13 protein-coding genes are annotated in these 11,086 nt (G+C 43.4%); 7 read left to right on the plus strand and 6 right to left on the minus strand.

What is annotated here, in order from left to right:
- Nucleotides 1-155 precede the first annotated feature (155 nt).
- Nucleotides 156-1,463, minus strand: a complete 1,308-nt coding sequence (locus tag AC4II3_RS06215; protein ID WP_488011311.1) for a hybrid sensor histidine kinase/response regulator — start codon at nt 1,461-1,463, stop codon at nt 156-158.
- 212 nt (nt 1,464-1,675) lie between these two features.
- Between AC4II3_RS06215 and AC4II3_RS06220 the strand changes: the two genes are divergently transcribed.
- Nucleotides 1,676-2,026, plus strand: a complete 351-nt coding sequence (locus AC4II3_RS06220; RefSeq protein WP_488011313.1) for a hypothetical protein — start codon at nt 1,676-1,678, stop codon at nt 2,024-2,026.
- A gap of 85 nt (nt 2,027-2,111) precedes the next feature.
- Here the strand turns inward: AC4II3_RS06220 and AC4II3_RS06225 are convergent, their stop codons facing one another.
- The 4 genes from AC4II3_RS06225 to glnA all read right to left on the minus strand — a co-directional run bounded on the left by AC4II3_RS06225 (nt 2,112) and on the right by glnA (nt 6,450).
- Nucleotides 2,112-2,921 (minus strand): lipoate--protein ligase family protein, encoded by an 810-nt coding sequence (locus tag AC4II3_RS06225; RefSeq protein ID WP_488011315.1) that lies wholly within the window; start codon nt 2,919-2,921, stop codon nt 2,112-2,114.
- 102 nt (nt 2,922-3,023) lie between these two features.
- Nucleotides 3,024-3,527, minus strand: a complete 504-nt coding sequence (locus AC4II3_RS06230; protein ID WP_075905208.1) for a YbjN domain-containing protein — start codon at nt 3,525-3,527, stop codon at nt 3,024-3,026.
- Between the two features lie 262 nt (nt 3,528-3,789).
- Nucleotides 3,790-4,689 carry a ferritin-like domain-containing protein gene (locus AC4II3_RS06235; RefSeq protein WP_488011318.1) on the minus strand — a complete coding sequence of 300 codons (900 nt, stop codon included), beginning with the start codon at nt 4,687-4,689 and terminating at the stop codon, nt 3,790-3,792.
- Nucleotides 4,690-5,028: 339 nt separating this feature from the next.
- Nucleotides 5,029-6,450 carry a type I glutamate--ammonia ligase gene (glnA, locus tag AC4II3_RS06240; RefSeq protein ID WP_488011320.1) on the minus strand — a complete coding sequence of 474 codons (1,422 nt, stop codon included), beginning with the start codon at nt 6,448-6,450 and terminating at the stop codon, nt 5,029-5,031.
- Nucleotides 6,451-7,302: 852 nt separating this feature from the next.
- On the opposite strand from glnA, the gene apcB reads away from it, so the two are divergent.
- The 6 genes from apcB to AC4II3_RS06270 all read left to right on the plus strand — a co-directional run bounded on the left by apcB (nt 7,303) and on the right by AC4II3_RS06270 (nt 10,545).
- A complete protein-coding gene (apcB, locus tag AC4II3_RS06245) occupies nt 7,303-7,812 on the plus strand; it encodes an allophycocyanin subunit beta (RefSeq protein WP_293025858.1) in 510 nt (169 codons plus the stop codon).
- A 15-nt stretch (nt 7,813-7,827) separates the two neighbouring features.
- Nucleotides 7,828-7,974 carry a hypothetical protein gene (locus AC4II3_RS06250; RefSeq protein ID WP_488011323.1) on the plus strand — a complete coding sequence of 49 codons (147 nt, stop codon included), beginning with the start codon at nt 7,828-7,830 and terminating at the stop codon, nt 7,972-7,974.
- Nucleotides 7,975-8,171: 197 nt separating this feature from the next.
- Entirely contained in the window at nt 8,172-8,882 is a 711-nt protein-coding gene (locus AC4II3_RS06255) for an SOS response-associated peptidase (protein WP_488011325.1), read from the plus strand.
- A 6-nt stretch (nt 8,883-8,888) separates the two neighbouring features.
- A complete protein-coding gene (locus tag AC4II3_RS06260) occupies nt 8,889-9,464 on the plus strand; it encodes a Uma2 family endonuclease (protein WP_488029131.1) in 576 nt (191 codons plus the stop codon).
- 116 nt (nt 9,465-9,580) lie between these two features.
- Nucleotides 9,581-10,162: a Uma2 family endonuclease gene (locus AC4II3_RS06265; RefSeq protein ID WP_488029132.1), complete on the plus strand. Its 582-nt coding sequence runs from the start codon at nt 9,581-9,583 to the stop codon at nt 10,160-10,162.
- Nucleotides 10,163-10,242: 80 nt separating this feature from the next.
- Nucleotides 10,243-10,545 (plus strand): hypothetical protein, encoded by a 303-nt coding sequence (locus tag AC4II3_RS06270; protein WP_488011331.1) that lies wholly within the window; start codon nt 10,243-10,245, stop codon nt 10,543-10,545.
- Here AC4II3_RS06270 and AC4II3_RS06275 read toward each other — a convergent pair.
- On the minus strand, nt 10,523-10,957 hold the full coding sequence (locus AC4II3_RS06275) for a helix-turn-helix domain-containing protein (protein ID WP_070396139.1): 435 nt from the start codon (nt 10,955-10,957) through the stop codon (nt 10,523-10,525). The genes AC4II3_RS06270 and AC4II3_RS06275 overlap by 23 nt on opposite strands.
- Nucleotides 10,958-11,086 lie beyond the last annotated feature (129 nt).

Below are 11,086 nucleotides of genomic sequence, written 5' to 3' on the forward strand. Positions count from 1 at the left end.
ATTACAAAAAAAACGTTTATTATGAACACTACTAAAATACCGGACGTGATATATCTATATAATTCCCATTAACCCTTGACTAAGTAACAGTCTATAGTAGTAAAGTTATTTGATTATGTTTGCTGGTTTGTAAATGTCTGATAACCAAAGGACTTTCAGTTGCTGCTGTCTAAATTCCTTAAGGGTAGACAAATTATAAATTCGCTATAAGCTCCCAATTCAGTGTCTACATTCAGTGTTCCTCTATGCTGTCCAATGATAATATCATAGGTTAAGGATAATCCTAAGCCTGTTCCTTCTCCCGTAGGTTTAGTAGTAAAGAAAGGATGGAAGATCTTCTCCTTAATTTCAGGCGGGATACCAGTACCATTATCACCAATCCGAATTTCTACTGAGTCACTTAAGCGCAATGTCTTCACCCAAAGCATGGCGGTAAATGCTTCACCGATGTTATTCTGCTTGCTCTGGAGGGCATAGCAAGCATTTTCGATAATGTTAATGAAGGCACGACTAATATCACTAGACACCAACTCCAGTTGACCAATGGAATCATCATAGTCAGTTTTAATCGTGACATTGAACTGATGATTCTTGGCACGAACACTGTGATAAGCCAACTGGATAGCTTGGGCTAATACAGTATTGAGGTCAGTCAGTTGGAGTTGAGTACTGTCAGTTCGAGCATGCTGCATCATACTTTGAATGATGCCCTCGGCTCTTTGACCATGACGTTTGATAGCGAGAGAATTGTCTCGCAGTTCTGTCAAGGTTTCTTTGATATAGCTAGCTGTTGTTGTTTCTATATGCTCTAATTGCATTTTAAATTCTTCGATGAGTTCCTCAGCTAACTCCATCGAACCTTCGGCATAATTGTTAACAAAGTTGAGAGGATTCCTCAGTTCATGGGCAACCCCTGCAGTTAACGTGCCGAGGTATGCTAGTTTCTCTGTGGCAATAATTTGCTCTTGGGCTTCCTTAAGCTGTTGGAAAGTCTTACTTAACCTCGTTTCCGCCGCCGCACGTTCCGCAACTTCTTCTTTCAAACGGGCATTTTGCTCATCAAGGGTTCTAGTCAAATGTCTTAGTTGTAGATGTATCCTTACTCTAGCCAATACCTCGTCTTGTTGAAAGGGTTTGGTGATGTAATCGACGGCTCCGATGGAAAGACCTTTGACCTTATCAACTGTGTCAGTCAGTGCGGTCATGAAAATTACCGGGATGTCTCGATTTAATGGGTTTGCTTTTAGTCTTTTGCAAGTCTCAAATCCATCAATTCCTGGCATCATTACGTCCAATAGAATTAGATCCGGTTGATTATAGTTAACTTGTTCAATCGCGCTTTCACCATCTGTTTCCACAGCAACCGTAAAACCAGAATTGTGCAAAGCCTGGGATATGACTGATAAATTGGTGGGTGTATCATCTACAACTAAGATGAGATTTTTGTCTTGATCGTATGTCACTGGCTTAGGGTCCTATCAACACAAATCGATTTACTCATAAATTGAAAAATATCTATAATTTATTATCCCTTAACCATGTCTAAGTATAATTTTATTTTAATAAATAAAATATTTTTTTTGAGTTATAATTCTATAAAATTTAGTGATTATAAATTGATTTTAATAAATGAGTTAACTTATTAAAGTTAGCAAACCCTAAGCCGGACAAAAAAATGGGTAACCTGATTCATCTGTGCTGGTGCATATTTGAAGCTATTACTGAAAAAGGTGCTTGTTTAGGATTATATAAACTTACCTTGAACTTACCCTCAGGGAAAATACTGACAGGAGGCGGTATTTATGGCAGTTATTGTCAAAGATTGAGAAACGAGCCAGGAGTATATTTGGCTCGGAACAAGATTCGGAGTTTACAAGTCATCACCCCCAAGTCATTTCTGGGAGTAACTTCAGACATAAGCGAGTTTGTTACCTACTTTTGCTTAAGTCCTGTTCGCGCAGCGGAGGCCTCCGGCCACGCTTTAGCCTACGGCCAAACGCGAACGGCTTTGCCGAATCATTTATAGATTAATACCCATGATAAAAACTTGTCCTTGTCTGCTTTCTAATCAGCCTTAACTATGGGTGTTCAAGCAGATTTGTTCTGATGAGCTATTGATCTGATGGGCTATTTACCGAAGCCAGAATTTCTTGCCACTCCTGATTTGATAAAGGCTTCTCTACCAACTCCACACCAAAACAATCAGCAGCAGCATGAGTTAGGGCATCCACCACAATGTTTATTAAGGTATCTCCCTGTTGAGCCATGGGTAGATGAAAGGGAGGGGGGGCTTTCCCAAACACGTGAGTATACAGTCGAGCATCTGGTTCTAAGCGAATTGAGCCATGCTGCAAAATCACATTACCACGGCGCAATTGAGCACTACCAATCAGTTTAGAACCATCTGCCAACACTAAATCGGCACCAGTAGCAGTCCCGAAACAGTTGGGATTGTTAATATACCCCCGTCCAGCTGAACCATAGTGCAACTCTACACCAAGGGAGCGCCACCCCTGAATCAAAAACTCACAAATTTGGTGATAGGCATCAAGACGTTTACCAGTCAATCCGGAATTAACCACCATATAGGTCAAATCTCCCTGATGTAGCACAGCTCTACCACCACTGGGACGCCTTACCAGCTCTACTGGTTGTGATGCCCAAGTGAGTTGTTCCCAGAACTCAGGCCAACGGCGTTGATGGTAGCCAAGAGAGATGGTTGGTGATGCCCAGGTATAAAATCGCAATACTGGGGAATGTTTTCCCCGTTGGTGCTGGGCTAGTAGCCACTGGTCAATGGCCATCTGAAGCCGCCCTGATGCCTGTAGTAAGGGAATTAAACGCCAGGATGAACTCTGAAGTGCTAAGTCTGAACTATCAGAAGTCTCAAGTGGTAAGTCTGAAGTATGAAACAATGCCATTGTTGGCTGATTTGTTCGCGCTATTGATTAACTGGTATGTTTTAAGCTTTATCTGTCACAAGCCTTCACCTGTGTGCTAACATCAACTTGAATCAGAAGATTCTAGGCCGCACCAAACTCAGCTTGTAATAAGTCATCATTGTCATCGGCAATAGTGGCTACCACGGTAATGGCGCGAGAAATTTCTCCTGGGGACAATTCAGCAACAGTTCGCGTGGATAACACGACAACTTGATCCTCAACAATAGCAAAGCGAGATTCAAAGGTGTCATACCAGTTCATTTCCAGGAGCTTGCGCATCAATGTTGCCTCGTCCTTGGCAGGTAGATTCATCACAGAAGACCAAGCTGTAAAGGTATCATCATCTGTGGAACCAGTGAGCTGAACGAATACTTCCACGCTACCGTACTGAAACTTCCACAAGTAGCCTTCTTCACTGTGGCTTACCATAGCGCTATTGTTTTGTTCCAGGCTGGAGATGACCGTTTCAATGTTTTCGACATAGTTAACGGCAGTCATAGTCTGGTTGAACTCACTGGCAACGATTTCTGCCATTGACAAGTCTTGACTAGATAGAGTGTCAGGATTCGGCTGTGGGTTTGTCATAATCAATTTCTCTGTGCTGGTCTTGGGGTTTGCCTAAGACCCAGTATCACCTGTAGCTATGCTTCTTGACACGTTGGTTAATTTTCTTAAATCAAGGGTCGAGACATGGAATTAGGTTAGACAGGTAATAAGGAAAGGGTCAAGGGTAAAAAATGATTTTGCCTTAACCTTTTGCCTTGAACCCTTTTCTTAGATTTTACCTTTGAGAGACCACAACACTAACAAAGGCGCTTGATCAGCTTCTGACTGCTTGAGCAATTTTCTAGGAGACAGCTTTTTGCTGATTTTTAGATACCTGATTCAGACCGTTCAAAAACATTGGCACAAATTTTTCTATAAACCCTTGTGGATCTTGCTGCCAAGCCTTTTGTGCTACCTGAATCCTGGTCATTTGTAGTTCAGGGGCTAGCAAGGTTTGGGGTAAGCGCTCGATCAGGTACTGAGGACGTTCCCACACTGGCAAGGTATTGGCAACCTCCAGCAAGTTATTGATTCGGCGCAGTTCAGCACCTGCCATCAGATCTATACCAGATTCATAAGCCGCCTGTTCTATCGCTACATACTGGCGCTTTGCCTGTTCGACCTTCTGTCGATGTTCTGGGCTTTTCTTGGCAATTTGTGCCAACCACCGATTCCCCCAACGGACATGACCAACTTCCTCTGGGAAAATCCGTTCAATGGTTTTGATAATCTTAATATTTTCTTCAGTTTTCGGTGCCTCTTTCAATGCTTTGATGTGGGCTGAGAAGTACTCACATCCCCGTTTTTCGGTGACATTAATCGCTGCCAAACCAGCGATCAGTCCATCGTTGAGCTTTCCTTGTTGTTTATAGCTTTCCTGGTCGATTAGTCGATCAAATTCCTTGATGTAGGACACTCCAGGGGGCTTACCAATATCTGCTCCTAGTTCCATGAGTAGGTCAGTCAGCCACATGGCATGACGAGCTTCGTCAGCAATGTGATGAGATAGATCCCGCACGAGCTCTTTTGGCTGACCATCCAGCTTTTCTACCAAATCCGTGAGATCCAGGCAACTGTGTTGTTCGTTGTAGCGATAGCGGTTGAGCATGACCAGGTGAAGTTTGCGATCGCGTACCACATGTGGCAGGATTTCACGAGCACCCATGCCGTTGTTTGATTTGTGAGGATATGCAACTGTCATAGATTTTATTAGCTATACCCGGACCAAACCCACGTCTGATCCGATAGGGGAACGGTCGTTGAATTGGGGACAGGAATTATTTCTAAGTTTCACCGAAGATACCCCCAGTCTACTGTAGTCTCTAACATAAGAAGTTACTGGAGATCGTAGTAGCAAAAAGCGTGATTCAGTAATAACATCAATCTAAGATGAGTGGGGTGCAACATTTAACCTGTACAAACCTCCAACGTGTTCGTCACTTCTGAGTGATCTGAAATATTAATTAATAAAGAGTTACAAATAAATAAAGAAGCCACCCTTAAGGATGGCTAATGGTCTTAGTTAACCATTGACAAAGTACTAGACATCGTAGTAGAGTGCGAACTCGTAAGGATGAGGCCGCAACCGCATGGGATTGACTTCGTTGTCTAGTTTGAATTCAATCCAGTTGGTAATGAAATCTTCGGTGAATACTCCTGATTCAGTCAAGAAGGCATGATCCTTTTCTAAGGCTGCCAGAGCATCCTCTAGAGAACCGGGGGTGGATGGAATTTTGCTCAATTCCTCTGGAGAGAGGTCGTAAATATCCACATCTAGAGAATCACCGGGATCAATCTCGTTCTTGATCCCATCAATACCAGCACAGAGCATGGCAGCGAAGGCGAGATAGGGGTTACAGGTGGCATCAGGGCAACGGAACTCTAACCGCTTGGCCTTGGGATTGGTGCCAGATAGAGGAATGCGGATGGAAGCTGAACGGTTACCTTGGGAATAAGCTAAGTTCACGGGCGCTTCAAACCCAGGTACTAGTCGCTTGTAGGAGTTAGTGCTGGGGTTGGTAAGTGCTAACAGAGCCGGGGCGTGCTTGAGTAAACCACCGATGTAATTGAGCGCCATTTTACTTAGGTTGGCGTAACCATCACCCCAGAATAAGGGTTGCCCATCCTTCCAGATCGATTGGTGGGTATGCATCCCGGAACCATTGTCGTTAAAGATTGGTTTGGGCATGAAGGTGACAGTTCTGCCATACTTCTTGGCAACATTTTTGATGACATACTTATAAATCATCAGATCGTCAGCAGACTTAATTAGGGTGTTAAAGCGGATACCCAACTCGTTCTGTCCACCTGTAGCGACTTCGTGGTGGTGCTTTTCAATGGGTACACCGCACTCTCCCATGGTGAGCAGCATTTCGGTACGCATGTCTTGCAGGGTGTCTGTGGGAGCAACAGGGAAATAACCTTCTTTATAGCGAGGCTTATATCCGAGGTTACCACCTGCTTCTTCTCGACCAGAATTCCAACGACCTTCAACGCTGTCTACATAGTAGTAGCACTGGCTCTCGGTTTGGTCAAAGCGAACATCATCAAACACAAAGAATTCAGCCTCTGGACCAAAGAAGGCGGTATCCCCAATGCCAGTGCTGCTCAGATAGTCAAGGGCTTTCTGAGCAATGCTGCGAGGATCGCGGCTGTACCACTCCCCAGTGCGCGGTTCCTTAATGCTGCAAATCATGCTCAGGGTTGGTTCTTTCATGAATGGGTCGATCCAAGCCGTTGTGGGATCAGGAACCATTGCCATGTCAGATTCGTTGATTGCTTTCCAACCCCGAATGCTTGAACCATCGAAGGGAACTCCTTCGTCAAAGGAACTCTCTTCTATTTGGTCTTGGTAAAACGAGCAGTGCTGCCAGATCCCTGGCATATCAATGAATTTAAGGTCGATGATTTTTATGTTTTCGTCTTGAATCATTTTCAAGACGTCTTGTGGGGTTTCAGGCATGAATGACTCCTTTGATCAGCTTTACGTTTGTTTACAAAGAAACAATCTTAGAAAATTACTTGAGGCACGTGAATCTACCAAAATTGGCGACACTGAACCTTTCCCAAACCGAGGACTGGCTAGGTAAGCATCCGAGTCAGTTATTCGCGGGGAGATACTTTTTTTGTGAGTGGTGCAAGGAGCACGATTTCCTTAAAAGCATCTTGATTTGCTTTTCCCTTGAACAGTGAAAAGTTGTAGTTCCCTGATTCCTGACTCATCCTAGGGATAGAAAGTAGGACATTATGTATCTAACAATACAGAATGTCCTAAGATGATCGGATCTCATATGAATAAAAAATTAAATTTTCGAGTTCTAGACTCAGTCAGGTTGGCAAAAAGGCTACAACAAAGGCTCAAGAGAAGGTCTTTGTCTGCTCAGCAAGGGAGCCCATGGCAAGACTAGGCTCTGGTTAACGGAAGGTTTTGTCTAAATCTCTCTATATGGCCTCTATATAGGCAATGTGATTAGTGGCGCATTTGGTCGGTCGGTTCTAGTTTCCCTGTTTCCCCCCTCTGGGAGTCTCTTGCGCAATTAATCGGTCCTATCGATGGTGGGCAACGCCGAATTCTAAAGAAGCATTAAGGATGAAAGCAACAAGCAACAGGGTACAATCTAGTGATGAAAGATATGTATACGCTTAGCTCCAGCCAATTATAGCGTCTGGAGTTAAGTAAACATTGAACTTGCTGTTTAACTCCTGTGGGGCGCATAATGTAGCGCTCTGTATCTGTTGAGTTCTCGCCCTAAATCTAGGCAAGACACCAATAGTAAATCAAAATTATCAAGATTGTTGTTGGGAGAATAATTTAATGAGGGATTTAGTCACAAACTTGATTAGGAATTATGATAGCTCAGGTCGCTACCTAGATCGGGATGCCATCGATTCACTTAAGTCTTACTTTGAAACTGGCACCGCTCGGGTGGCTGTAGCTACTTTAATCAATGGCAATGCTGCTTCTATTGTCAAGCAAGCATCAGCACAACTGTATGAGGAAGTTCCTGAACTGTTGCGTCCAGGTGGCAATTCTTATACAACTCGTCGTTATGCTGCTTGTTTACGAGATCTGGATTATTACCTGCGCTATGCTAGTTATGCCCTAGTTGCTGGTGATACCAATGTCCTGGATGAGCGGGTTTTACAAGGGTTGCGGGAAACTTATAATTCCCTAGGTGTGCCAATCGGTCCAACGGTGCGTGGGATTGAGATTATGAAAGATATGGTCAAAGCAATGGCAACAGAAGCTGGTATCGGGAATATCGGATTTGTTGATCAGCCTTTTGACCACATGAATCGTGAGTTTAGCGAAACAGATGTTTAAGACATTGATGGTTCGTTGACAGTTGACGGTTCTACGGGTGACCGGACTGGTTGCCCGTACTATAGGGCTGCGCGCAGGGAATCGGGAATCGGGAATCGGGAATCGGGAATCGGGAATCGGGTAATTGCTGATTATATTGCTAATTTTGTCAAGGTCTATTAATTGAACGCTGCTCCAGTAAGGGACGAAACTAACAAACTGGCCAGAGCGTCCAGCCACAAATAATTGAATTACTGATTTAATTGCGATTGGCCGTAGGTCACGCTACGCGAACGGTTAATACAGGCTTGCTGGTTTGTAGCACTCAGGACGGATAACTGGGTTCTAAAATAGTACATAAATACTAAATCACGTCCAGTATGTGTGGTAGATTCACCCTGACAACTCTAGGGGTAAGCCTAGGGCGAGCTTTTAATTTAGATGATGTTCCAACCCAGGAGGCTAGCTACAATATTGCCCCTACTCAGCTGGTAGCAACAGTATTAAACCCCTCAAACGATAGTGAGCGACAATGGCAATTGTTACGTTGGGGTTTAATTCCTAGTTGGGCAAAGGATATTAAAATTGGGGCAAAGCTGATTAATGCTAGAGCAGAAACGGTAGCAGAAAAGCCAGCATTTCGCAGTGCATTCCGTCGTCGGCGTTGCTTGGTTGTAGCGGATGGTTTTTATGAGTGGCGACGAAAGGATGGCAAGAAGCAACCGTTGTATTTCCAGATGAAAGATAAGCGTCCGTTTGCTTTTGCAGGACTTTGGGATCGTTGGAAAAATCCAGCAGGTGAGATAATTGCTTCTTGTACAATTATAACCACAGTAGCTAATGAAATTATTAGTCCGATTCATGATCGGATGCCAGTCATATTAGAACCTAGGGATTATGATTTATGGCTGCATAATCAGGTAAGTCAACGGGAGCTATTACAGCCACTACTGATTCCCTATGATGCTGAAAAGATGAATGTTTATCCGGTTAGCACTACTGTGAATAATGTCAGAAATAATAGTGCTGATTGTATCATCCCTGTGGAAATTGATAATAAGTCAAATAGTTTCTACCATTATACATTTTAAATCACCATGACTGCTTTTACAGTAAATTTTAATTCCATTATCAAACTGACTGATGACCAATTCTATCAGTTATGTCGAAATAACCCGGAGATTAAATTTGAGCGCAATGCCAAGGGAGAAGTGATTATTATGTCACCTACTGGCGGAGAAACTGGTAACCGTAATTCAGAAATAAATGCTGATTTTGTGATCTGGAATCGACGAACTAAGCTAGGTAAAGTTTTTGATTCATCGACGTGCTTTAAACTCCCTAATGGTGCTGACCGTTCTCCCGATGTAGCGTGGATTAAACAACAACGCTGGGATGCACTTAAACCAGAGCAACGCCAGAAGTTTCCACCGATTTGCCCGGATTTTGTGCTAGAACTCATGTCTCCAACTGATAGGTTAACGGTGACTCAAGCCAAGATGGAGGAATATCTAGCAAATGGGGTAAGTCTGGGCTGGTTAATCAATCCTCAAGCACGGCAAGTGGAAATTTATCGACCAGGACAAGTGGTGGAGATGTTAAACTCTCCTAAGACTTTATCAGGGGAGGAAGTTTTGCCTGGGTTTGTCCTGGATTTACACTATCTTTGGTAAGCCTAGGATTATTGTGGGTTGCCGTAGCGGCTCGTAGCAAGCATCGCTTTTTATAAGTAAGCAAGATGTGAGCAATATTTACTGTTAAATCTGTTAGATAATTTCCAAAAATCACTATGACTGCTTTTACAGTAAGTTTCAACTCTATTATTGAACTGACTGATGACCAATTTTATCAGTTATGTCGAAATAACCCGGAGATTAAATTTGAGCGCAATGCCAAGGGAGAAGTGATTATTATGTCACCTACTGGCGGAGAAACTGGTAACCGTAATTCAGAAATAAATGCTGATTTTGTGATCTGGAATCGACGAACTAAGCTAGGTAAAGTTTTTGATTCATCGACGTGCTTTAAACTCCCTAATGGTGCTGACCGTTCTCCCGATGTAGCGTGGATTAAACAACAACGCTGGGATGCACTTAAACCAGAGCAACGCCAGAAGTTTCCACCGATTTGCCCGGATTTTGTGCTAGAATTAATGTCTCCAACTGATAGGTTAACGGTGACTCAAGCCAAGATGGAGGAATATCTAAAAAATGGGGTACGTCTGGGCTGGTTAATCAATCCTCAATCATGGCAAGTGGAAATTTATCGACCAGGTCAAGTGGTGGAGGTGTTAAACTCTCCTAAGACTTTATCAGGGGAGGAGGTTTTGCCTGGGTTTGTCCTGGATTTACACTATCTTTGGTCAAACTAAAATTTGACTTTCGTCACTAATGACTTGCCCCTGGAATAATAATTTTTAAACAGTCAACACTAGTTTTCTAGAGGTCTGCTATGGGTCGTGCATCAAAACTAAAACAACAACGTCGCCAAGAATCTCACGACGGTACTAACAGCACTTCATCCCGACCTAGGTACGTATTATTTGAATCCAATAGCTCTAATTACCTAGCCTCATTAGAGTTATTAGGTGGCATGGAACGGTTAAATTGGTGTCCTCATCCAGGGGGAGCACTCAAATTTGATTCCTTTAGTCAAGCCCAAGCCAAAGCTAAGCGGATTGCTAAGCAAAGAGGATACACCCTAGAAGTGGTTGAGCTTAATTCTAAACATGTTAATACTGACCAAAAACCTTAGTTACAACCTCCACATTAGGCTCAACCTCTATCCAAAGGGTGGCACCACCATTCTTGGGAGACTCGGGTCGATAGACTAACCGGGATGGCCCGCTTATTTCTACATAATGACAGTTGATATCGCGATTACCCCGTTTAACTGTAATCACTGGGTCTGTTGTATGGTTTGTTTCATTCTTGTGAAGTACTTCGGAGTTGAGGTAGATGTGAGTCAGGGATTTGCTGGGCTGTTTTCTCCAGGAGCCTTGTGGTCCTCGGCTACCGGGAACTATCTTGGGCATACCGTTATATAGGGGAATCCGCCAAAAGCGACCAACTTTTTCGGCTCCTTGAATTCTGCCCTCTTTCAGGAGTTGGCGAACTCGTTGAGGACAAATACCTAGAAGATAGGCGGCTTGGGTGGTATCTATCATGATCGGACAACTTACTCTAGCGCTATTAATTTATTCGGAAATATACCATACAATTACAGCAATTGCCAAGTTTTATAGGGAACAGGGAACAGGGAACAGGGAACAGGGAACAGGGAACAGGGAACAGGG

The sequence above is a fragment of the Moorena sp. genome, assembly GCF_982860115.1.

Bases quoted from the DNA above. Each gene is read 5' to 3' on its own strand.
- AC4II3_RS06255 (WP_488011325.1), top strand. From the start codon at position 8,172: ATGTGTGGTAGATTCACCCTGACAACTCTAGGGGTAAGCCTAGGGCGA.
- AC4II3_RS06260 (WP_488029131.1), top strand. From the start codon at position 8,889: ATGACTGCTTTTACAGTAAATTTTAATTCCATTATCAAACTGACTGAT.
- AC4II3_RS06265 (WP_488029132.1), top strand. From the start codon at position 9,581: ATGACTGCTTTTACAGTAAGTTTCAACTCTATTATTGAACTGACTGAT.
- AC4II3_RS06225 (WP_488011315.1), bottom strand. From the start codon at position 2,921: ATGGCATTGTTTCATACTTCAGACTTACCACTTGAGACTTCTGATAGT.
- AC4II3_RS06220 (WP_488011313.1), top strand. From the start codon at position 1,676: ATGGGTAACCTGATTCATCTGTGCTGGTGCATATTTGAAGCTATTACT.
- AC4II3_RS06230 (WP_075905208.1), bottom strand. From the start codon at position 3,527: ATGACAAACCCACAGCCGAATCCTGACACTCTATCTAGTCAAGACTTG.
- AC4II3_RS06270 (WP_488011331.1), top strand. From the start codon at position 10,243: ATGGGTCGTGCATCAAAACTAAAACAACAACGTCGCCAAGAATCTCAC.
- glnA (WP_488011320.1), bottom strand. From the start codon at position 6,450: ATGCCTGAAACCCCACAAGACGTCTTGAAAATGATTCAAGACGAAAAC.
- apcB (WP_293025858.1), top strand. From the start codon at position 7,303: ATGAGGGATTTAGTCACAAACTTGATTAGGAATTATGATAGCTCAGGT.
- AC4II3_RS06235 (WP_488011318.1), bottom strand. From the start codon at position 4,689: ATGACAGTTGCATATCCTCACAAATCAAACAACGGCATGGGTGCTCGT.
- AC4II3_RS06275 (WP_070396139.1), bottom strand. From the start codon at position 10,957: ATGATAGATACCACCCAAGCCGCCTATCTTCTAGGTATTTGTCCTCAA.